Source organism: Streptomyces toyocaensis (assembly GCF_000725125.1).
Lineage (GTDB): Bacteria > Actinomycetota > Actinomycetes > Streptomycetales > Streptomycetaceae > Streptomyces > Streptomyces toyocaensis.
Genome location: NZ_JFCB01000006.1, coordinates 72,017 through 92,951 on the forward strand (window position 1 = coordinate 72,017; position 20,935 = coordinate 92,951).

19 protein-coding genes are annotated in these 20,935 nt (G+C 72.4%); 7 read left to right on the plus strand and 12 right to left on the minus strand.

Annotated features, from left to right (window positions below; all coding sequences use genetic code 11):
- Nucleotides 1-33 precede the first annotated feature (33 nt).
- Nucleotides 34-390, minus strand: coding sequence for an iron-sulfur cluster insertion protein ErpA (erpA, locus tag BU52_RS09505; RefSeq protein ID WP_020939558.1), 357 nt, complete (start codon nucleotides 388-390; stop codon nucleotides 34-36).
- A gap of 285 nt (nucleotides 391-675) precedes the next feature.
- Here erpA and nadA point away from each other — a divergent pair, with 285 nt between their 5' ends.
- Nucleotides 676-1,860 (plus strand): quinolinate synthase NadA, encoded by a 1,185-nt coding sequence (gene nadA, locus BU52_RS09510; protein ID WP_037931231.1) that lies wholly within the window; start codon nucleotides 676-678, stop codon nucleotides 1,858-1,860.
- 78 nt (nucleotides 1,861-1,938) lie between these two features.
- Here nadA and BU52_RS09515 read toward each other — a convergent pair whose 3' ends face one another.
- The 5 genes from BU52_RS09515 to BU52_RS09535 all read right to left on the minus strand — a co-directional run bounded on the left by BU52_RS09515 (nucleotide 1,939) and on the right by BU52_RS09535 (nucleotide 8,323).
- Nucleotides 1,939-5,055, minus strand: coding sequence for an efflux RND transporter permease subunit (locus tag BU52_RS09515; protein ID WP_037931234.1), 3,117 nt, complete (start codon nucleotides 5,053-5,055; stop codon nucleotides 1,939-1,941).
- Nucleotides 5,056-5,215: 160 nt separating this feature from the next.
- Entirely contained in the window at nucleotides 5,216-5,902 is a 687-nt protein-coding gene (locus BU52_RS09520) for a response regulator (protein ID WP_037931237.1), read from the minus strand.
- Nucleotides 5,903-5,924: 22 nt separating this feature from the next.
- Nucleotides 5,925-7,151 carry a sensor histidine kinase gene (locus tag BU52_RS09525; RefSeq protein ID WP_037931239.1) on the minus strand — a complete coding sequence of 409 codons (1,227 nt, stop codon included), beginning with the start codon at nucleotides 7,149-7,151 and terminating at the stop codon, nucleotides 5,925-5,927.
- An 84-nt stretch (nucleotides 7,152-7,235) separates the two neighbouring features.
- A complete protein-coding gene (pspAA, locus tag BU52_RS09530; RefSeq protein ID WP_037931242.1) occupies nucleotides 7,236-7,517 on the minus strand; it encodes a PspA-associated protein PspAA in 282 nt (93 codons plus the stop codon).
- A gap of 20 nt (nucleotides 7,518-7,537) precedes the next feature.
- Nucleotides 7,538-8,323: a PspA/IM30 family protein gene (locus BU52_RS09535; protein WP_268747602.1), complete on the minus strand. Its 786-nt coding sequence runs from the start codon at nucleotides 8,321-8,323 to the stop codon at nucleotides 7,538-7,540.
- 228 nt (nucleotides 8,324-8,551) lie between these two features.
- Here BU52_RS09535 and BU52_RS09540 point away from each other — a divergent pair, with 228 nt between their 5' ends.
- On the plus strand, nucleotides 8,552-9,229 hold the full coding sequence (locus BU52_RS09540) for a DUF3043 domain-containing protein (RefSeq protein WP_078903175.1): 678 nt from the start codon (nucleotides 8,552-8,554) through the stop codon (nucleotides 9,227-9,229).
- A 74-nt stretch (nucleotides 9,230-9,303) separates the two neighbouring features.
- Complete coding sequence (locus BU52_RS09545; protein ID WP_037931248.1) at nucleotides 9,304-9,972, plus strand: methyltransferase domain-containing protein; 669 nt, start codon at nucleotides 9,304-9,306, stop codon at nucleotides 9,970-9,972.
- Nucleotides 9,973-10,029: 57 nt separating this feature from the next.
- Here the strand turns inward: BU52_RS09545 and BU52_RS09550 are convergent, their stop codons facing one another.
- Nucleotides 10,030-10,257, minus strand: a complete 228-nt coding sequence (locus BU52_RS09550; protein WP_037931251.1) for a hypothetical protein — start codon at nucleotides 10,255-10,257, stop codon at nucleotides 10,030-10,032.
- A gap of 116 nt (nucleotides 10,258-10,373) precedes the next feature.
- On the opposite strand from BU52_RS09550, the gene BU52_RS09555 reads away from it, so the two are divergent.
- Nucleotides 10,374-11,573, plus strand: a complete 1,200-nt coding sequence (locus tag BU52_RS09555; protein WP_037931255.1) for a bifunctional adenosylcobinamide kinase/adenosylcobinamide-phosphate guanylyltransferase — start codon at nucleotides 10,374-10,376, stop codon at nucleotides 11,571-11,573.
- Between the two features lie 12 nt (nucleotides 11,574-11,585).
- Here BU52_RS09555 and BU52_RS09560 read toward each other — a convergent pair whose 3' ends face one another.
- Entirely contained in the window at nucleotides 11,586-12,629 is a 1,044-nt protein-coding gene (locus tag BU52_RS09560) for a class I SAM-dependent methyltransferase (protein WP_037931258.1), read from the minus strand.
- Between the two features lie 223 nt (nucleotides 12,630-12,852).
- On the opposite strand from BU52_RS09560, the gene cobT reads away from it, so the two are divergent.
- The gene (cobT, locus tag BU52_RS09565) at nucleotides 12,853-13,920 is read left to right on the plus strand and encodes a nicotinate-nucleotide--dimethylbenzimidazole phosphoribosyltransferase (RefSeq protein ID WP_037931260.1); all 1,068 of its coding nucleotides are present in this window, start codon (nucleotides 12,853-12,855) and stop codon (nucleotides 13,918-13,920) included.
- Nucleotides 13,921-14,083: 163 nt separating this feature from the next.
- Here cobT and BU52_RS09570 read toward each other — a convergent pair whose 3' ends face one another.
- A complete protein-coding gene (locus tag BU52_RS09570; protein ID WP_037931263.1) occupies nucleotides 14,084-14,842 on the minus strand; it encodes a hypothetical protein in 759 nt (252 codons plus the stop codon).
- A gap of 162 nt (nucleotides 14,843-15,004) precedes the next feature.
- On the opposite strand from BU52_RS09570, the gene BU52_RS09575 reads away from it, so the two are divergent.
- Nucleotides 15,005-15,760: an adenosylcobinamide-GDP ribazoletransferase gene (locus BU52_RS09575; protein ID WP_037931563.1), complete on the plus strand. Its 756-nt coding sequence runs from the start codon at nucleotides 15,005-15,007 to the stop codon at nucleotides 15,758-15,760.
- Between the two features lie 22 nt (nucleotides 15,761-15,782).
- On the opposite strand, the gene BU52_RS09580 is transcribed toward BU52_RS09575, so the two are convergent.
- The 3 genes from BU52_RS09580 to BU52_RS09590 all read right to left on the minus strand — a co-directional run bounded on the left by BU52_RS09580 (nucleotide 15,783) and on the right by BU52_RS09590 (nucleotide 18,870).
- On the minus strand, nucleotides 15,783-16,124 hold the full coding sequence (locus BU52_RS09580; protein WP_037931266.1) for a hypothetical protein: 342 nt from the start codon (nucleotides 16,122-16,124) through the stop codon (nucleotides 15,783-15,785).
- A gap of 28 nt (nucleotides 16,125-16,152) precedes the next feature.
- On the minus strand, nucleotides 16,153-17,880 hold the full coding sequence (gene ctaD, locus BU52_RS09585; protein ID WP_037931269.1) for an aa3-type cytochrome oxidase subunit I: 1,728 nt from the start codon (nucleotides 17,878-17,880) through the stop codon (nucleotides 16,153-16,155).
- A gap of 189 nt (nucleotides 17,881-18,069) precedes the next feature.
- Nucleotides 18,070-18,870, minus strand: a complete 801-nt coding sequence (locus BU52_RS09590; RefSeq protein WP_037931272.1) for an endo alpha-1,4 polygalactosaminidase — start codon at nucleotides 18,868-18,870, stop codon at nucleotides 18,070-18,072.
- 303 nt (nucleotides 18,871-19,173) lie between these two features.
- Here BU52_RS09590 and BU52_RS09595 point away from each other — a divergent pair, with 303 nt between their 5' ends.
- On the plus strand, nucleotides 19,174-20,715 hold the full coding sequence (locus BU52_RS09595; protein ID WP_037931275.1) for a leucyl aminopeptidase: 1,542 nt from the start codon (nucleotides 19,174-19,176) through the stop codon (nucleotides 20,713-20,715).
- Nucleotides 20,716-20,935: the final 220 nt, after the last annotated feature.

A 20,935-nucleotide genomic window follows, 5' to 3' on the forward strand; every position in this document is an offset into this window, starting at 1 on the left:
CTTCGTCCTGTGCTGTCCGGGAAAGACCCCGGCTCAGCTGAAGGAGTCGCCGCAGGCGCAGGAGCCGGTGGCGTTCGGGTTGTCGATCGTGAAGCCCTGCTTCTCGATGGTGTCGACGAAGTCGACGGTGGCGCCGCCCAGGTACGGAGCGCTCATGCGGTCGGTGACGACCTTCACACCGCCGAAGTCCTTCACCACGTCGCCGTCGAGCGAACGCTCGTCGAAGAAGAGCTGGTAGCGCAGGCCGGAGCAGCCACCGGGCTGGACGGCCACACGCAGGGCGAGGTCGTCACGGCCTTCCTGGTCGAGCAGGGCCTTGACCTTGGACGCGGCGGCGTCGGTCAGAACGATGCCGTCGGTGACGGTGGTGGTCTCGTCCGATACGGACATCTACATCTCTCCCGGGTTGTACGGAGACTGCTTGCCGACGGTTGCAACCGACGGGACCGCGGATTCATTCCGGGCCGGGCGTGTTCTTCCTCGCCTTCCCCCTCATGCTCGCACACGCCGTGCGGAGCGGAAACCGGCTCCCGCGGGGGGTTCCGGGAATGAACGGGCGCCCGCCGGGATTCACGTCACATGGACGCTATGGCCGTCGTCAAAGTGACGTGAACCGGTTATGATAGATAGCGTCATTTCGACGAGAAGTCGCCAGAAACAGAAAGGGTGCGTGCCGTGACCACCGCCCAGACCCGGGAGCTCGACGTACAGCCGACGCCCCTCGCCCTGTTGCTCCTCGGCCGTGAGGCCGACCCCAGGAGCGAGCGCGGCGTGGAGTGTCCCGGCGACCTCCCCTCGCCGTCCGACCCGGACCTGGTGGAGCGCGCCCGCGCCGCCAAGGAGAAGCTCGGGGACAAGGTCTTCGTGCTCGGCCACCACTACCAGCGCGACGAGGTCATCCAGTTCGCCGACGTCACGGGCGACTCCTTCAAGCTGGCCCGCGACGCCGCCGCGCGCCCGCAGGCCGAGTACATCGTCTTCTGCGGTGTGCACTTCATGGCCGAGTCGGCGGACATCCTCACCGGCGACGGGCAGAAGGTCGTCCTGCCCGACCTGGCGGCCGGCTGCTCCATGGCCGACATGGCCACCGCCGAGCAGGTCGCCGAGTGCTGGGACGTGCTGACCGAGGCCGGGGTGGCCGAGCAGGTCGTCCCCGTCTCGTACATGAACTCCTCCGCCGACATCAAGGCCTTCACCGGTAAGCACGGCGGCACCATCTGCACCTCCTCCAACGCCAGGCGGGCCCTCGACTGGGCCTTCGAACAGGGCGAGAAGGTCCTCTTCCTCCCCGACCAGCACCTGGGCCGCAACACGGCGGTACGGGACATGGGGATGTCCCTGGAGGACTGCGTCGTCTACAACCCGCACAAGCCGAACGGCGGGCTGACGGCCGACGAGCTGCGCGCGGCGAAGATGATCCTGTGGCGCGGTCACTGCTCGGTGCACGGCCGGTTCAGCCTCGACTCGGTCGACGACGTGCGCGAGCGCATCCCGGGTGTGAACGTGCTGGTGCACCCCGAGTGCAGGCACGAGGTCGTGGCCGCGGCGGACTACGTCGGCTCGACGGAGTACATCATCAAGACGCTGGAGGCGGCCCCGGCCGGCTCCAAGTGGGCCATCGGCACCGAGCTCAACCTCGTACGCCGGCTGGCGAACCGTTTCGCGTCCGAGGGCAAGGAGATCGTCTTCCTCGACAAGACGGTCTGCTTCTGCTCCACCATGAACCGCATCGACCTCCCCCACCTGGTGTGGGCACTGGAATCCCTCGCCGAGGGCAACCTGGTCAACCGCATCGAGGTGGACAAGGAGACGGAGGCGTTCGCGAAGCTGGCGCTGGAGCGGATGCTGGCGCTGCCGTAGGGCCGGCACGTGGAAGGGGCGCCCCGTGCGTGCACGGGGCGCCCCTCCGTCGTCACGAGCCAGGCGTACGGACGGTCGTCAGACCTGGGCCGGCTTCGGCCCCCGCGAAGGCTCCGGCCGCGCGGACCCGCCCTTCTTCGCCGCGCGCTTCTCCGCGCGGCGCTCCTTGCGCAGCTCCAGCATCGCGTAGAGCGTCGGCACGAGCAGCAGGGTCAGCAGCGTCGACGTGATCAGACCGCCGATCACCACCACGGCGAGCGGCTGGGCGATGAAGCCGCCCTCACCGGTGACGCCGAGCGCCATCGGCAGCAGGGCGAAGATCGTCGCCAGGGCCGTCATCAGGATCGGCCGCAGACGGTGGCGGCCGCCCTCCAGCACCGCCTCGACGACGCCGTGGCCCCGCTCGCGGTACTGGTTGATCAGGTCGATCAGCACGATCGCGTTGGTGACCACGATGCCGATGAGCATCAGCATGCCGATCATCGCCGGGACGCCCATCGGGGTACCGGTGACCAGCAGCAGGCCGATGGCGCCGGTCGCCGCGAACGGGATGGACACCAGCAGGATCAGCGGCTGGGCGAGCGACCGGAAGGTGCCGACCAGCAGCATGAAGACGAGCGCGATCGCGGCCAGCATGGCCAGGCCCAGGTTGGCGAACGCCTCGTCCTGGTCCTCGGAGACACCGCCGATCTCCGCCGTCGCGCCCGCCGGCAGCGTCAGCGAGCCGATCTTCGACTGGAGGTCCGCGCTCACCGCGCCCGTGTTGTCCCCGGTCGGCTTCGCGGTGACGGTGGCCGCGCGCTGACCGTCGATCCGGGTCATGGAGACGGGGCCGTCGACCACCTCGACCGTGGCGACGTCACTCAGCTTCACCGGGCCCAGACGCAGGTTCCTCAGCTCCTCCACGGTGGTGGCCGGCTGGGCCGAGCGGATGACGACGTCGCGCTCGGTGTCGTCGAGGACCGCCTTGGCGGCCGGGGTGCCGCGCACCGCCTGGGCGACGGCCGCGCCGAGGGTCCGGTCGTCGAACCCGGCCGCGGCCGCCTTGTCGTTGGCCTTCACGGAGACGCGGGGCACGCTCCGCGCCAGGTCGCTGCTGACGTCCGTGACGTCGTCCAGGGAGGCGACCGCGTCGCGCACCTGGTCCGCCGCCTTGCGCAGCACCTGGGCGTCGGCCGCCTTGACGACGACGCTCAGGTCCTGGCTGCCGAAGCCGTCACCGGCCGCGATCGTGGTGGTGCCGATGCCGTCGAGTTCGCCGAGGCCCTTCTCGATGCGGTCCTGCACGTCCTGCGCGGACGCGGAGTCCTCCAGCATCACCTGGTACATGGCCTGGTTGGTGTCGGTGCCGCCGCCGAAGGCCGCCATGAAGCCGGACGAGCCGACCGTCACCTGGTAGTCCTCGACGCCCTCGGTGGCGCCGAGCAGCTTCTCGACCTTCCGTGCCCGGGCGTCGGTCGCGGCCAGACTGGTGCCGGGCTCCAGCTCCTGACGGACGGTGAGGACCTGCTGCTCGCCCTGGTCGAAGAAGTTGGTCTTCAGCAGCGGCGCCATGGCGAAGGTGCCGATCAGGACGACGACCGCGATGGCCACGCTGGTGAGCCTGCGCCGGGTGGCGAAGCGCAGCACGGGGACGTAGAGGCGCTGGAGGCGGCTCCTGGCCTCCTTCTCCTCCGCGGTCCTGCGCGCCTCCTCGGCGTCCTCCGGGGTGCCCTTCGGGGCGCGCAGGAACCAGTACGACAGCACCGGGACGACCGTCAGCGACACCAGCAGGGACGCCAGCAGCGCCGCCGTGACGGTGAGGCTGAACGAGCCGAACAGCTCGCCCACCATGCCGCCGACCAGGCCGATCGGCAGGAACACGGCCACGGTGGTGAGCGTCGAGGACGTCACCGCGCCCGCCACCTCGCGCACCGCGTTCATGATCGCCGAGTGGCGTTCCTCTCCGTAGCCGAGATGCCGCTTGATGTTCTCCAGGACGACGATGGAGTCGTCCACGACCCGGCCGACGGCGATGGTCAGGGCGCCCAGCGTCAGCATGTTCAGCGACAGGTCGCGCGTCCACAGCACGATCAGCGCGAGGACCACGGACAGCGGGATGGACACGGCCGTGACCAGGGTGGAGCGGACCGACGCGAGGAAGACCAGGATCACCAGGACGGCGAAGAGCAGACCGAGCGCGCCCTCGGTGGTCAGGCCGTCGATGGCCTTGGCCACGGCCGGGCCCTGGTCGCTGACGACGGTCAGCGTGGCGCCGTCACCCAGGTCCTCGCGCAGGCCGGGAAGCTTGTCCTGGACGGCCTCGGAGATGGCGACCGCGCTGCCGTCGTGGTCCATGGTCGCCATCACGGCGAGGCTGGGCCTGCCGTTGGTGCGGGTGAGGGAGTCGGCCCTGGACTCCTCCTCCGTGACGGTGGCGACGTCGCCGAGGCGGACCGGCCTGCCCTTGCCCGGCTCGCCGGTGACCCTCAGATCCTCGATCTGCCGCAGCGAGGTGAACGCGCCGCCCACCTGGACGGTGCGGTTGGCGCCGCCCTCGTCGAACGAGCCGGCCGGCACGGTCGCCCCGCCCGCCTGGAGGGCCCCCGCCAGCGACTGCGCGGTGAGCCCCGCCTTCACCAGCTTCGCGGTGTCCGGGGTGACGGTGACCTGGAGGTCGCGTACGCCGTCCACCGTCACCTGGCCGACGCCGTCGATGTTCTCCAGCGCGGGCACCACGGTGCGGTCCAGCTCGTCGGCGAGCGCCTGCTGGTCCTTGCCGGAGGTGGCCGCGAGCACCACGGTCGGGATGTCGTCGGTGGAGCCGGCGACGACCTGCGGGTCGACGTCGTCCGGGAGGCGGGCGCCGGCCCGGTTGACGGCCTGCTGGACGTCGGCGACGAGCTGCTGGGTGTCGTTGCCGTAGTCGAAGGACGCCATGATCACGGCGTTGCCCTCGCTCGCCGTCGAGGTGACGCCGGAGATGCCGTCGACGGCCTCCAGGCCGTCCTCGATGGGTTCGACGACCTGCGACTCGACCACGTCCGGGGACGCGCCCTGGTACGGGGCGATCACGGACACCATGGGCAGTTCGATGGTCGGCAGAAGCTGCTGCTTGAGCTGGGGTATCGCGATCGCCCCGAAGACGAGCGCGATGATCGACATCAGTCCGATCAGCGCTCGTTGCGCGAGGCTGAATCTGGACAGCCAGGACATGGTCAGGGTCTCTTTTCCGTGGAGCGGCAGGAGTCCGGGAGCCGGGCGCGCGAGTGGGCGCCCGCTCTACACCCTGGTCCATCGATGAGGGCCGATCCCTAGACCCGAGGTCCAATTCCTCCTACGGCACGTACTCCCGCCGCAGTACGCCCCGTGCGGCTCACTCCACCCTTGGACGGACCAGCCCCGACTCGTAGGAAATGACCACCAGTTGGGCCCGGTCACGGGCACCCAGCTTGGCCATGGCGCGGTTGACGTGGGTCTTCACGGTCAGCGGGCTGACTTCGAGGCGTTCGGCGATCTCGTCGTTGGAGTGCCCGCCCGCCACCTGGACCAGGACCTCGCGCTCGCGCACCGTGAGCGACCCGAGCCGTTCGGCACGGGCCGGGTCCCGGCCGTCGTCGCCACCCGGTCCCTCCTGGGCGAGGAAGCGGGCGATCAGTCCCTTGGTGGCCATCGGGGACAGCAGCGCCTCCCCCTCGGCGGCGATCCGGATGGCGTTCAGCATCTCCTCGGGCTCGGAGCCCTTGCCGAGGAAGCCGGACGCGCCGGCCCGCAGCGACTGCACCACGTAGTCGTCGACCTCGAAGGTCGTCAGTATCACCACCCGGACCCCGGCGAGTTCGGGGTCCGCGCCGATCATGCGGGTGGCGGCGAGCCCGTCGGTGCCGGGCATCCGGATGTCCATGAGGACGACGTCGGCGCGCCGCTCCCGGGCCAGCCGGACCGCCTCCGCGCCGTCGGACGCCTCCCCCACCACCTCCATGTCCGGCTCGGAGTCGACGAGCACCCGGAAGGCGCTCCGCAGCAGCGCCTGGTCGTCGGCGAGCAGGACACGGATCGTCATACGGGCTCCAGCGGCGCGGTGGTCACGGGCGGCCGTCCCCGGCCGCGGACGTGTGGGTCTTGACGGGAAGGATCGCATGGACGCGGAAACCGCCGCCGTAACGGGGACCGGTGGTGAGGGTGCCCCGCAGGGCGGTGACGCGCTCGCGCATGCCGAGCAGTCCGTGCCCGCCGCCGGCGGGGGCCTGCTCGTGGCCCTCGCCGCTGCCGTCGTCGAGGACGGTGACCTCGATGTGGGGTCCGACGCGTACGACGCTGACCTCCGCCCGCGCCCTGGTGCCGGCGTGCTTCTGCACGTTGGTCAGGGCCTCCTGGACGATCCGGTAGGCGGCCAGGTCGACGGCGGCGGGGAGTTCGGTCCCCTGGTCCGTGCGGGCGACCTCGACGCGCAGTCCGGCGCTGCGGAACGTTCCCGCGAGCTCGTCGAGGCGGTCCAGGCCGGGCGCGGGCTCGGTGGGCGCCTCGGGGTCGCCGGACTGACGCAGCAGCCCGACGGTGGCGCGCAGCTCGCCCAGCGCGGAGCGGCTGGCCTCGCGGACGTGGGCGAGGGCCTCCTTGGCCTGGTCGGGCCGCCTGTCCATGACGTGGGCGGCGACTCCCGCCTGGACGTTGACCAGGGCGATGTGGTGGGCGACCACGTCGTGCAGGTCCCGGGCGATGCGCAGGCGTTCCTCGGCGACCCGGCGGCGGGCCTCCTCCTCACGGGTGCGCTCGGCCCGTTCGGCGCGCTCCCGGATCGCCTGCACGAAGGCGCGGCGGCTGCGGACCGCGTCCCCGGCGGTGGCGCCGATGCCGGTCCAGGCGAAGATCGCCAGGTTCTCCTGGGCGTACCAGGGCAGGGGGCCGACGGCCATCGCGGTGCCGGTGAGGACGGTCATGGTGAGCAGGCCGACCCGCCAGGTGGTGGGACGGTCGGTGGTCGAGGCGACGGTGTAGAGCGCGACGACGGCACACATGACCACGGGTGCGCGGGGGTCACCGGTGACGGACTCGGCCACGGAGGCGCCGCCGGCCAGCGCGAGCACCGTACGGGGGGCGCGGCGGCGGAAGACGAGCGCGGCGGCGCCGAGGGTCATGAGGACCAGGCTGAGCGGGTCGGGGATGCGCAGCTCCCAGTCGACGCCCTCGGGGCCGCGCGGTTCGACGAAGGAGCCGGCGACCATGCACACGAGGACGCCCGCGGCCAGGGCCGCGTCCATCGCGAAGGGGTGGGCCCGTGCCCGGCAGCGGGCGCGCGTCAGAGTGGTCACGGGAGTTCACGGTAACCGGGTGCACGCCCGCCGGGACCGTGTCCCCCGTCCCCCTCCGGCCCGGGCCGGTCCGACCGGCGCCGGTCAGCCGCCCGGGATGAGGCCGTCGTCGCTCAGCAGTTCCTTGACCTCCTCCAGGGTGGCGTCCGGAGACGGCAGGATCAGGTCGGAGGGCTCCAGGGAATCGTCCGGCAGGGGCTCGCCGAGTTCGTGGACCCTGGCCAGCAGCGCCTGCAAGGTCGCACGGAAGCCCGGCCCGTCGCCGTTCTCCATCTCGGCGAGCAGTTCCTCGTCCAGCTCGTTCAGTTCGGCGAGCCGGCTCTCGGCCAGCGTCACCTGCCCCTCCCCCATGATCCGTACGATCATGTCGCCCTCCTCGGCGTGGGCTACTGCTTGTCGAAGCGCGGGGTGTCCTGCGGCTGCTGCCGGGGCTGCTGCGACGCGTCGCCGCCCTCGATGGCCTGTCGGTCACCGGCGTCGCCTCCGGCCAGCTCGGCCTTCATCCGCTGCAGTTCCAGCTCCACATCCGTACCACCGGAGAGCCGGTCCAGCTCGGCCTGGATGTCGTCCTTGTGCATCCCGGACTGGTCGTCCAGGGCCCCGGAGGCGAGCAGTTCGTCGATCGCGCCGGCCCGCGCCTGGAGCTGGGCGGTCTTGTCCTCGGCACGCTGGATCGCCAGCCCGACGTCGCCCATCTCCTCGGAGATGCCGGAGAAGGCCTCGCCGATCCGGGTCTGCGCCTGGGCGGCGGTGTAGGTGGCCTTGATGGTCTCCTTCTTGGTGCGGAAGGCGTCCACCTTGGCCTGGAGGCGCTGGGCCGCCAGGGTGAGCTTCTCCTCCTCGCCCTGCAGCGTGGCGTGCTGCGTCTCCAGGTCCGTCACCTGCTGCTGGAGCGCGGCGCGGCGGGAGAGCGCCTCGCGCGCCAGGTCCTCACGGCCGAGCGCGAGCGCCTTGCGGCCCTGGTCCTCCAGCTTGCCCGACTGGGACTGGAGCTGGTTGAGCTGGAGCTCCAGCCGCTTGCGGGAGGTCGCCACGTCGGCGACGCCGCGACGGACCTTCTGGAGCAGCTCCAGCTGCTTCTGGTACGAGTAATCGAGGGTCTCGCGCGGGTCCTCGGCCCGGTCAAGGGCCTTGTTCGCCTTCGCGCGGAAGATCATCCCCATACGCTTCATGACACCGCTCATGGGCTTCGCGCGCCCCCTTCTGACCGACTCCAGCTCCAGCACCTGCGACAGAACCCACAGTACGGGCCCTGCGTCCATTACCGCACTGTTCGGGGACGGATGCGCTCATCCCCAAGGACGACTGAGTCCCCTTCCGATCCGGCGTAGGGAGTAGGTGGTCCCCGGGGCCGGCCGGCCGGCCCGCCCGGAGATCCGCGCAACGTCCCCTCTGTCCTTTTGGAGACGTCCGGTGTTGCCGGATCGTTCCCCACGGGGCTGGGGTCCAACCCCGGGCACCCCGTACCCTTGGGTTTTGTGTTCCGTAGCCGTGCCAAGGAAGAGAAGGCATCGGTCGCCGACAAGGCGACGGTGACCGACTCCAAGCAGACCCGTCACCCGGAGGCCCCCAAGGGCCGCCCCACACCCAAGCGCAGCGTGGCCCAGTCGCAGCGCCGCAGCGTGGCCAACACGTCGATGACGCGCAAGGAGGCCGCCAAGCGGCAGCGTGAGGAGCGCCGTGCCGCGCTGGAGCGCCAGCGCCAGGCGCTGGCCAGCGGCGACGAGCGCTATCTGCCCGCCCGTGACAAGGGGCCGGTGCGCCGGCTGGCGCGCGACTTCGTGGACTCGCGGTTCAACATCGCGGAGTACTTCCTGCCGATGGCCGTGGTCATCCTGGTCCTGAGCATGGTCCCGGTGCCCCAGCTGCAGAACGTCGCGCTGCTGCTGTGGCTGGTGGTCATCGTGATGATCGTGCTCGACTCGTTCGTCACCGGTTTCCGGCTGAAGAAGCGGCTGGCCGAGCGCTTCCCGGACGACAACCGGCGCGGCGCGGTGGCCTACGCCCTGATGCGCTCGCTCCAGATGCGCCGGCTGCGGCTGCCCAAGCCCCAGGTCAAGCGCGGGGAGCGGCCCTGAGCACCACGCCGTTCGCCGCCGGCGCGGCACCGGACCGGCTCGGCGGTCTGCGCGACGTCGTCCGGGAGGAGCTGGTGGCCCGCCAGCTGGAGGAGCAGATAGTCGGGCGCTTCCCCGTCGGACGGCGGCTGCGGGTGCTCGACGTGGGCATGGGCCGGGGTGCGCAGGCGCTCCGGCTGGTGCGGGCCGGTCACCACGTGACCGGCGTCGAACAGGACGCGGCGATGATCGCGACCGTGCGGGAGGCGCTCGCCGGGCAGCCGGAGGGCGTCCGGGAGCGGATGCGGATCATCGAGGGCCAGGCCGGGGACACCGGCGTGCACTTCCTCCCGGGCAGCTTCGACGTGGTGCTGTGTCATGGCGTGCTCATGGACGTGCAGGATCCGGACGCGCTGCTGGCCGGCGTGGCCAGGATGCTGGCGCCCGGCGGGCTCCTGTCCCTGCTGGTGCGCAACGACGACGCGCCGGCGATGCGGCCGGGCCTGTCCGGCGACTGGGCCGGGGCGCTGGCGGGCTTCCGCACGGCGGCGTACGGGCTGAAGCGGCTGACGTCGACCCTCGCGGGCATCGGGGCGCCGCTGCACACCTGGTACGGCGTGCGGGTCTTCACCGACACGGCGGCGGACGGCGAACCGCTCCCGGACGACCTGGACGCCCTGCTCGCGGTCGAGGAGCGCGCCGGCCGCACGGACCCCTACCGGGGGGTGGCGGCGCTGCTGCACCTGTGCGGGGTACGGGGCTGAGGGCCCCGCGCCCCTGAGGGACGCGGGGAACCGCGCGAGCGGCTGCCCCGGAGGGGCTCACGCCTCTTCCGCGGCCGCCTCCTGAGCGTGGAGGCTCATCGGGCCGTAGATCTCCGTGGTGTCCTCCAGCAGTCGTACCTGGTCGGCGCCGCCCTCCGCGAGGGCCTTCCAGTTCTCCCCGATCCAGGACTCGGCGTCCCCCTGTGTGGGGAACTCCTCCGGCGGCACCGCGGGCTCGACCTGCGTCCCGTCGGCCTTCTCGAACCGCCACGTCCATGCCGCCATGTACGCCTCCCATGGGTATGACCACACTGCACGACAGAAGCCGGATCCCGGTCCGGCTCCCGACCAAGAGCGTAGTCGGACGGGCAGCGCCTGTGGGGGCGGGTGAGAATCGGGGCGTGGAACTGACTCTGCTCGGCACCGGTGCCCCCGCGGGACTGCCCCGCCCCGACTGTCCCTGCGCCGCGTGCGCGTCCGCGCTCGGTGCGGACGCGCGGGCCGCCACCTCGGTGCTGGTGGACGGGGCGCTGCTGCTCGACCTCACGCCGGGCGCGGCGTTCGCGGCCGCCCGTGCCGGGCGTTCGCTGGGTGGCGTGCGCCAGGTGCTGCTGTCGCACCCGCACCACGGCCCCGCGGTCGAGGTGCCGGCCGGGGTGCCGCAGCCGGGACGGGTGCCGGACGGGCGGGAGCTGGCGCTGCTGACGGGCCATCGGGTGCGGGCCGTGGCGCTGGACGCGCCCGGTACCGGGTACGCGGTGACCGGCCCGGACGGGCAGCGGCTGCTGTACCTCCCGCCGGGCGGGGCGCCGGCCGGGCTGGAAGGGCCGGCCGAGTCGTACGCCATGGTGCTGCTGGACGTCGTGGGGCGTCCGGACGCGCTGGCGAGGCTGCGGGAGGTGGGCGCGGTCGGCCCGACCACGGATGTCGTCGCCGTCCACCTGGACCACGACGTGCCGCCGGGCGCGGAGTCGCGGCGCCGGCTCGCGGCGGCCGGGGCGCGTGCCGTGCCGGACGGGACCACGCTGGAGGTGGGCGCCTACGAGGACGTGCCCGACGTGCCGCGGCGGACGCTGGTGCTGGGCGGGGCCCGTTCGGGCAAGTCGGTGGAGGCCGAGCGGCGGCTGGAGTCGTTCCCGGAGGTGCTGTACGTGGCGACCGGCGGGTCGCGCAACGGGGACACCGAGTGGGCGGCGCGGGTGTCGGCGCACCAGGACCGCCGGCCGGGGTCGTGGCGGACCGTCGAGACGTGCGATCTGGTGCCGCTGCTGAAGGACGACGGGCCGCCGTTGCTGGTGGACTGCCTGTCGTTGTGGCTGACGGACGCGATGGACTCCGTGGGCGCGTGGGACGACGCGGAGTGGGCGGACGGCGGGGAGCGGGCGCTGCGGGGGCGGGTGCGGGCGCTGACGGACGCGGTGCGCGAGACCCGGCGGACGGTGGTCGCGGTGTCCAACGAGGTGGGTTCGGGCATCGTGCCCGCCACCGCGTCCGGCCGCCGGTACCGGGACGAACTGGGGCGGCTGAACGCGGCGTTCGCGCAGGAGTGCGAGCAGGTGCTGCTGGTGGTGGCGGGGCAGGCCGTCGTCCTGCGGGGGTGACGGGGGGGGCGGTCACGGCTTGCGCGCGATGATCCGGTAGGCGTTGGCGAACGGGGTGTGGCGCACCACGGGCGCCAGGGCCAGGTCGGTCAGCGCGGCGGCGGCCACGAGCGGGATGCCCGCGCGGAGCAGCACGGTGCGCAGGTGCCGCCGGAACGCGGACGGCGGGACGGCACGCCAGGGGGTGTCCGGGGCGGGGAGGGTCTGGGAGAGGGCGAGGGCGGTCAGTCCGGCCAGGTCGTGCGGCACGTGCGCGGCCCGGTGCCCGGCGGTGACGAGCGCGCAGCCGCGCTCCTCGAGTTCGGCCCGGAGGTTGCGCCGGGGCATCAGGTGCAGTCGGCGGGGCTGGTCGTAGGGCAGCCACCAGCGGCCGAACAGGGCGGCGAACACGCAGCGCGGGTCCAGGGTCTCGATGAGCAGGTGGCCGCCGGGCCGCAGGGCGTCGAGGGCCGCGTGGAGTTCCGCGCGGGGGTCCGTGGTGTGTTCCAGGTGGTGCAGCAGGCTGACCACGTCGTAGCGGCCGGCCAGCCCGGCCATGACCCGCGGGTCGGTCAGCGGACCGATGTGCGCCTCGTCGACACGGCCGAGCGCACGGGCCTTCTCGACGCGCGCGGTGAGGTCGGTCCCGTCGAAGGCGGTGTAGGGGAAGTACTCCCGCGCGGTCTGCGGGAAGTGGGCGAGTCCGGTGCCGACGTCCAGCCAGCTCTCCGGTTCCCCGAAAGGCAGCATCGCGCGGGCGGCCGCGCGGCGGCGGCGCCGTACGGCGTGCAGGGCGAGCACGCGTTCGGTGGCGGGGTCGCGGGGGGCGCCGCGCACGGCCCGCCGGTAGAAGGCGAGGCCCTCGGCCGTGAGGCGGGGGTTCTGGAAGGTGTGTCCGCAGTCCCGGCACTCGTCGACGGTGAACAGGCCGGGCCGGTGCCGGCGCAGGTCACCGGTTCTCAGCCGGTTGCGCAGCCGCGCGGAGCCGCACCAGGGGCAGTCCGCGCGGCGCGGCTCGTGGACCCGCTTGGAGCCGTGCGGGGCGGGGATCGCGGAGTCTGGGGTGGGCGCGGACATGGGCGGCTCCCGGCGTGAGGAGGGACGGCGCGGAGGTGGTGCGCGGGCGGGCGCGGGACAGGGCGGACCATCGGACGATGTCCGGCAATCAGAGCAAAACGTTACGTAGGGGATGGCCTTCCGGAGTGGACCGGCGCCGGGGTGGCGTGGTGGGGGTGAGACCGCGTGCGCGGGGCTGACCGGTGCCGCGTGGTGTTCGATCAGTGCCGGTACTGTTCGGCGAATGAGCTCGCTTGACATCGACGACTTCACCGATCTGATCGAGCGTCCGGACGGCGGGGTGCGCCGCGACGCCGAGGCGCACCGGGAGCGCCGGGCCGTGCCGCCCGGATCGCTGGGCCGTCTCGACGACCTGGGTGAGTGGCTGGCGGCGGCGCAGTCCGCGGTGCCGGTGCGGCCGATCGAGCGGCCGAAGGTGGTGCTCTTCGCGGGCGATCACGGGATCGCCGAGCTGGGTGTCTCCGCGCGGGTCGCGGGCAGCGCCGTGGAGCTGGTGCGGGAGGTGCTGGCGGGCGGCCGTCCGGTGTCCGTGCTGGCGCGGCGGCTCGGCGTGCCGGTGCGGGTGGTCGACATGGCCCTGGACTGCGATCCCGGGGCGCTGCCCGAGGACGTCGTACGGCACCGGGTGCGGCGGGGCAGCGGGCGCATCGACATCGAGGACGCGCTGAGCCCGCAGGAGGCCGAGGCGGCGTTCCGCGCGGGGATGGCCGTGGCCGACGAGGAGGCCGACTCCGGGACCGATCTGGTGGTGCTCGGTGACGTGAGCGTGGGCGGGACCACCGCGGCGGGCGTGCTGGTGGCCGCGCTGTGCGGGACGGACGCGTCGGTGGTGACCGGGCGCGGGGGGCTGGCGATCGACGACCTGGCGTGGATGCGCAAGTGCGCGGCGATCCGTGACGCGCTGCGGCGGGCGCGGCCGGTGCTGGGCGACCAGTTGCGGCTGCTGGCGACGGTGGGCGGGGCCGACCTGACCGCGATGACGGGGTTCCTGCTGCAGTCCGCGGTGCGGAAGACGCCGGTCGTGCTGGACGGGGTCGTGACGGCGGCGTGCGCGCTGGTGGCGCAGCGGGTGGCGTTCAGGTCGCCGGACTGGTGGCTGGCGGCGCATGCGAGCGGGGAGCCGGGGCAGGCGAAGGCGCTGGACCGGATGGCCCTGGAGCCGCTGCTGTCGCAGGGGGTCACCGTGGGGGAGGGCACGGGTGCGTTGCTGGCCCTTCCGTTGGTGCAGTCGGCCGCGGCGCTGGCGGCGGAGCTGCCGGAGCGTCCGGTGGAGCCTGCGAAGTCCGAGTGAGCGGGGGGCAGGCGGGGGCTCCGACTCCCACTCGCCCCCGCCGCCCCTTCCCGTCCCGTCCTCCAGGGGCGCTGCCCTTCGACCCGGACGTGCGGGCGGGTGGGGGTTGCTCGCGCGGTTCCCCGCGCCCCCGAGGGGCGGGCGTTGGCCGGCTGGGGGTTCGTCAGCCCCGGTCCAGGGGGCGGGGTGGGTCCGGTTTGCCGCCGATCCAGTCCTGGAAGGCCCGGCGGGGGCCGGACCACCGGCGGTCGTGGTGGTAGGCACGCAGGATGGACCTGGCCCGCGCCCGGGGCCGCCGCCGGTAGAAGCGCTTGGCCCAGGGCGACTCCGGCCGGGCCAGCCGCAGCGAGCCGGCCAGCGCCACGGCCGGGATGATCACTCCGAAGACGGCGATCCGCGCCTTGCCCTTGCTCAGCGCGATCAGCGAGAAGAGGAAGTTCACGGCGACACTCCCGGCGACGCCCGCGCGGTTCTGGAGTTCGTCCTCGGACAGGTCGTTCACACCGAACGGCGTGAAACCGGCCAGCAGCAGTCCGACCAGCGCGGCGGTGAGGACGACCATCTCCACGCTCTTGCGCCCGGCCTCGGTCCAGTAGACGTCGTCCAGGTGCAGGACGAGCGCGAACTCGTCCAGGACCAGTCCCGCGCCCATGCCGAAGATCACCGCGCTGATGGCCGAACCGAAGCCGTGCCGGCCGCTCGCCACCGCGCCGAAGCCGCCGGCCACGATGAGGATGACCCCGGGCACCACGTGGTGGATGTGCACCGAGCCGGCCGTGACGTTGCCGAACGGCCCTTTTCCTGCCCGGATCAGACGGGTGATCATCCGGGTGATCAGGAAGGTGAGGACGAAGGAGGCCAGCGCGAGGAGCAGCGGCAGCTTGCCCGGCTCGATGATGTTCCGGTCCAGCCAATGTCCCATATGGGCACTTTATCCACACCTGTAGCAGGCGCCTCGGTGACCGGACGGTGAGCCGGGTAACCTGCGCCGGTGCCCGCGCCTTCCTCCCCCGAGACCCCCGAGACCCCGGGGACCCCCGAGGTCCCCGCGTCCGTCGAGTCCCCCGCGTCCGCCGCCGACGGCCTGCGCTTCGCCCTCGGCACGCTCACCGTGCTCCCGGTCCGGATCACCCGCTGGGACCGGCCGGCCGCACGCGCCGGGATGCTGTGCGCACCCGTGGCCGGACTGGCGGTCGGCGCCGCGGCCGCGGCCGTGGGACTCCTGCTGCTGCTCCTCGGCGCGGGCACGCTGCTCGCCGCCGTCGCCACGGTCGCCGTCCCGGCCGTCCTGACCCGGGGTCTGCATCTCGACGGGCTCGCCGACACCGCGGACGGGCTCGGCAGCGCCAAGCCCGCCGAGGACGCACTGCGGATCATGAAGCAGTCGGACATCGGCCCGTTCGGCGTGCTCGCGCTGGTCCTCGTCCTGCTGGCCCAGGTGGCCGCGCTGGCGCAGGCGTACGGCGACGGCTGGGCGCGGGGCGCGTCGGCCGCCGTCGTGGCGGCGGTGGCGGCACGGCTCGCGCTCACCCTGGCCGCCCGGGCCGGTGTGCCGCCCGCCCGGCCGGAGGGGCTGGGCGCGGCGGTCGCGGGGACGGTACCGGTGGCGGGCGCGGTGGGCGCCGCGCTCGCGGTCGCCGGGCTCGCGGCGGCCGGCAGCGCGTTGCTGGGGGCGGAGGACGTCCTGCGTGCCGTGCTCGCGGTGGCGTCGGCCGTCGCCGCGGCCGAACTGCTGCTGCGGCACTGCGTGCGCCGTTTCGGCGGGGTGACCGGCGACGTGTTCGGCGGCCTCGCGGAGACCGCGGCGACGACCGCGCTCGTCGTGTCCTGCCTGGGCTGAGGACCGGCGCGGCAGCGGTCCGTCAGCACCGGGTGAGGACCGCGGCGAGCGCCGTGCCCGCGCCGCCCGCCACCGCCAGGAGCGCCAGTGCCACGCAGCGCGCCCGCAACCGCCGGTAGCGGGTCTCGTACTCGACGCGCAGCTCGGCCGCCCGTGCGCAGATCCGCTCCAGCGTGGCACGGGAGGCGGCGATCCGGTCGGCCCGGTACACGCGCTCCACCTCCTCGCGCTGCGCGGTCGTCAGCCAGGGCAGTTCCCCGGTGAACCGGTCGGCCCGGCGCCGGGCCTCCTCGACCTCGGCCGCCCACAGGAGGTGGCCCTCGAGCCGGTTCAGGCCGAGGGCGCTGTCCTGACGGGGATTCACACGCCCCTCCCGCTGCCGGGCCGTGCCCTCATCGCTGTTTGTCACCGGGGGCCACCGTCACGGAAGCCTGGGGGTGGTTCTCGAGGTCGTCCAGCGCGGCGATGTCCGGGTGGTGCAGGTCGAACGCCGGCGACTCGCTGCGGATCCGCGGCAGGGTGACGAAGTTGTGCCGCGGCGGCGGGCAGGAGGTCGCCCACTCCAGGGACCGGCCGTAGCCCCACGGGTCGTCGACACCGACCGGTGCGTGGTACCTGGCCGTCTTCCAGATGTTGTAGAAGAACGGCAGGAGCGACATGCCGAGCAGGAACGAGGCGATCGTCGACACCGTGTTCAGGGCGGTGAAGCCGTCGGCCGCCAGGTAGTCCGCGTACCGGCGCGGCATGCCCTCGGCACCCAGCCAGTGCTGGACGAGGAAGGTGCCGTGGAAGCCGGTGAACAGCGTCCAGAAGGTGATCTTGCCGAGCCGTTCGTCGAGCATCTTGCCGGTGAACTTCGGCCACCAGTAGTGGAAGCCGGCGAACATCGCGAACACCACCGTGCCGAACACGACGTAGTGGAAGTGCGCCACCACGAAGTACGAGTCCGTGACGTGGAAGTCCAGCGGCGGCGAGGCCAGCAGGACGCCGGTCAGACCGCCGAAGAGGAAGGTGACCAGGAAGCCCAGCGTCCAGAGCATGGGCGTCTCGAAGGACAGCGAACTCTTCCACATGGTGCCGATCCAGTTGAAGAACTTCACACCGGTCGGCACCGCGATCAGGAAGGACATGAACGAGAAGAACGGCAGCATGACCGCGCCGGTCGCGAACATGTGGTGCGCCCACACCGTCACCGACAGGCCCGTGATCGCGATGGTCGCGCCGACCAGGCCCATGTAGCCGAAGATCGGCTTGCGGGAGAAGACCGGGATGATCTCGGAGACGATGCCGAAGAACGGCAGCGCGATGATGTACACCTCGGGATGGCCGAAGAACCAGAACAGGTGCTGCCACAGCACCGGCCCGCCGTTGGCGGCGTTGTAGATCTGCGCGCCGAACCTGCGGTCGGCCTCCAGGGCGAACAGCGCCGCCGCCAGCACCGGGAAGGCGAGCAGGATCAGCACACCGGTCAGCAGCACGTTCCAGGTGAAGATCGGCATGCGGAACATCGTCATGCCCGGAGCGCGCATGCAGATGATCGTGGTGATGAAGTTGACCGCGCCCAGGATGGTGCCGAAGCCGGAGAACGCCAGGCCCATGATCCACAGGTCGCCGCCGAGACCCGGCGAGTAGTTGTCGGTCGACAGCGGGGTGTAGGCGAACCAGCCGAAGCCGGCCGCCCCGTTGGGGGTGAGGAAGCCGCTCACCGCGATCAGCGAGCCCAACAGGTACAGCCAGTAGGCGAACATGTTCAGCCGCGGGAACGCCACGTCGGGCGCGCCGATCTGCAGCGGCATGATCCAGTTCGCGAAACCGGCGAACAGCGGCGTCGCGAACATCAGCAGCATGATCACGCCGTGCATCGTGAAGGACTGGTTGTACTGCTCGTTCGAGATGATCTGCAGCCCCGGCCGGGCCAGCTCGGCGCGCATGACCAGCGCCAGGATCCCGCCCAGGACGAAGAACCCGAACGAGGTGCAGAGGTACAGGGTGCCGATCGTCTTGTGGTCCGTGGTCGTCAGCCACTTCACCACGACGTTGCCGGGGCGTCTGCGCCGTACGGGCAGCTCGTCCTCGTAGGTCTCCTCTTCGAGTGAGCCCACTGTGCTCTTGTCCGCCACGGTCCACGTCCTCCTACGGGCTCGGGGGGAGTTCCGAAGGCAGCATGACCGGACGACGACCCGCTGTGCCCGAAGCCGGGCGCCGTGGCGCGCTTTGCCACTCGGCATTCGGGTGACGCCGGACGTCCCGTCGTCGTGTCACCGGACGGAAACGGCCGGCCCGTCCCGGGGGACGTGACCGGTCCCGGCTCAGCAGGCCCGGCGCCAGGCGTCCAGTGCGTACCGCTTGAGCAGCGAACTCAGCTCCAGGCGCCGCGAGTCGGCACAGAAGCGGCCGGTGGGCAGCTCGTACTCGACGTGGAAGACGGCCTTGCCCGCGTCGACGAACGGCGTCAACCTGTCGCATTCACCGTACTGGGCACACTGTTCGTTGACGGCGAAGTCGAAGTCGCCGACCAGCTCCGGGATCTGGTCGAGGTCGTTCTTCAGCCCGACGGCCAGTCCCCGCTCGTGCGCGAGCCGGGCGACGAGGCGGTTGTAGCGGAGCTGGTCGCCGGCGGTGAGGGGGAACCCGGTGCGGTTGCGGTAGCCGTCCATGTTGTCGGGCTCCACGGCGTCGAAGCCCTTGTCGCGGCACATGTCGAGGCGCTCCGCCATGATCGGCTCCAGTACGTCGACACGGCGGATGTCGAGCCAGCGCTCGCCCTCCCAGCCGTTGCCCCGGCCGATCACGGACTCGGGGAAGTCGCCGGCGTCCGGGCGGAAGTCCTCCCAGGCGCCGGTGGACAGGTAGCAGATGACCTTGCGGCCGTCGCGGTGCAGCCGTGCGACCGTCTTCCCGGAGTGGTCGAATCCGTCGATGTCGTAGACCGGTACGTCGACGGAGGTGTCGAGCCGCCCGCTGAGCTGCCATTGCCAGCCGGTGCCCGGCCGGGGCTGCCAGCGCCCGCCGGGCGGTGCCTTCCCGTCCGGTTCTGGCGCGGTGGTGCAGGCCGCCGGCAGCAGGGCGGCCAGGGCGAGCAGCGTGACAAGCAGGGACGGTCGTCTCACCGGGCGTTCTCCAGGGGACAGGCGGCGGCGTGGCCGGCGCTCAGGGGCTTCAAGGATGATCGTGACGGCGGGGCGGCGCGGCAACGGGGTCCCGGACACGGCCACCGCGTCACCGGGAGGTGGACCCCCGCAGGAATGAGCGAACGCACGTACGCGCGTAGTCTCGTCCCGAGTGTTCGCCGCACCGGGGAAGGCCCCGGCGGGACCGCACCCGCACAGCGCCATTAGGGTCGGCTGCCGGGCCCGGTCGACCCACCTCTTTCGGCCACAGCAACTTCACATCGGAAGCGAGATTTCACCACCGTGACTGCTCTCACTCTCAGCACCGCCGCGGTCCCCGGTCTCCGGGCCGACGCGATCGTGATCGGTGTCGCCAAGGGCTCTGCCGCCAAGCCCTCGGGACCGGTCGTCGCGCCGGGCGCCGAGGCCGTTGACCAGGCGTACGACGGCAAGCTGGCCGGCGTCCTGGAGACTCTCGGCGCGTCCGGTGCCGAGGGCGAGGTGACGAAGCTCCCCGCGCCGGCCGGCTTCAAGGCGCCGCTCGTGGTGGCGGTGGGCCTCGGTGCCCAGCCCGGGAAGGACGCCGGATACGACGCCGAGGCGCTGCGCAAGGCGGCCGGTGTCGCCGCCCGCGCCCTCGCCGGTGCCACGAAGGCCGCGTTCGCCCTGCCCCTGACGGATGCCGCCGCCGCCGGCGCGGTCGCCGAGGGCGTGCTGCTCGGCGCGTACTCCTTCGACGTCTACAAGAACAACGGCGACTCCGCGAAGAACGGCGGGAACGGCAAGGCCCCGCTCGCCGAGGCCGCGCTGCTCGGCGGCAAGCCCCGCGACAAGGCGTACAAGGCCGCCGTCGAGCGCGCCACCGCCGTCGCCGAGGAGCTCAACCGCGCCCGCGACCTGATCAACACCCCGCCGAACGACCTCACCCCGGAGGCGTTCGCGGCCATCGCGCAGGCCGCGGCCAAGGAGCACGGCCTCAAGGTGCAGGTGCTCGACGAGAAGGCCCTCACCAAGGGCGGATACGGCGGCATCCTCGGGGTCGGCGCCGGGTCGGCCTCCGGGCCGCGCCTGGTGAAGCTGTCCTACACCTCGTCCAAGGCCAAGAAGCACCTCGCCCTGGTCGGCAAGGGCATCACCTACGACTCGGGCGGCATCTCGCTGAAGCCGGCCGGCCACAACGAGACGATGAAGTGCGACATGAGCGGTGCGGCCGCCGTGTTCGCCGCGGTCGTCGCCGCCGCCCGCCTGGGCCTGGAGGTCAACGTCACCGGCTGGCTGGCGCTGGCCGAGAACATGCCCTCGGGTTCGGCGACGCGCCCCGGTGACGTGCTGCGCATGTTCAGCGGCAAGACGGTCGAGGTGCTCAACACCGACGCCGAGGGCCGCCTGGTCCTCGCGGACGCGCTGTGGGCCGCCTCCCAGGAGAAGCCGGACGCGATCGTGGACGTCGCGACCCTGACCGGCGCGATGGTGCTGGCGCTGGGCAACCGCACGTTCGGGATCATGGCGAACGACGACGCGTTCCGCTCCGCGGTGCACGAGGTCGCCGAGGAGGCCGGCGAGCCGGCCTGGCAGATGCCACTGCCGGAACACCTGCGCAAGGGGATGGACTCGCCCACCGCCGACATCGCCAACATGGGGGAGCGGATGGGCGGCGGGCTGGTCGCCGGCCTGTTCCTGCGCGAGTTCGTCGGCGAGGGCATCACCTGGGCCCACCTCGACATCGCGGGCCCGGCCTTCAATGAGGGCGGCCCGTTCGGGTACACGCCCAAGGGCGGTACGGGTTCGGCGGTGCGCACGCTGGTCCGCCTGGCGGAGCGGGCGGCCGCCGGCGACCTGAGCTGACACTTCCTCACGGTGACGGGGCCTCGCACGCGGGTAGGGCGAGGCCCCGTCACCGGAAGTGGGACGTCTCACACCACGGCCCCGCGTCTCGTACGGCCCCGACAAGTGCGAGGATAGGGCTCGGCAGGACAGGGCCCCACCTAAGGGCCGAGAACAAAGAGCGGCCGGACACCAGCCGCCGACCGGTCACTGGAGACCGGCGTGGCGCACATGCATGGAG

Bases quoted from the DNA above. Each gene is read 5' to 3' on its own strand.
- BU52_RS09570 (WP_037931263.1), bottom strand. From the start codon at position 14,842: ATGGGACATTGGCTGGACCGGAACATCATCGAGCCGGGCAAGCTGCCG.
- BU52_RS09560 (WP_037931258.1), bottom strand. From the start codon at position 12,629: ATGTCCGCGCCCACCCCAGACTCCGCGATCCCCGCCCCGCACGGCTCC.
- BU52_RS09550 (WP_037931251.1), bottom strand. From the start codon at position 10,257: ATGGCGGCATGGACGTGGCGGTTCGAGAAGGCCGACGGGACGCAGGTC.
- BU52_RS09535 (WP_268747602.1), bottom strand. From the start codon at position 8,323: ATGAAGCGTATGGGGATGATCTTCCGCGCGAAGGCGAACAAGGCCCTT.
- cobT (WP_037931260.1), top strand. From the start codon at position 12,853: ATGAGCTCGCTTGACATCGACGACTTCACCGATCTGATCGAGCGTCCG.
- pspAA (WP_037931242.1), bottom strand. From the start codon at position 7,517: ATGATCGTACGGATCATGGGGGAGGGGCAGGTGACGCTGGCCGAGAGC.
- BU52_RS09515 (WP_037931234.1), bottom strand. From the start codon at position 5,055: ATGTCCTGGCTGTCCAGATTCAGCCTCGCGCAACGAGCGCTGATCGGA.
- erpA (WP_020939558.1), bottom strand. From the start codon at position 390: ATGTCCGTATCGGACGAGACCACCACCGTCACCGACGGCATCGTTCTG.
- BU52_RS09520 (WP_037931237.1), bottom strand. From the start codon at position 5,902: ATGACGATCCGTGTCCTGCTCGCCGACGACCAGGCGCTGCTGCGGAGC.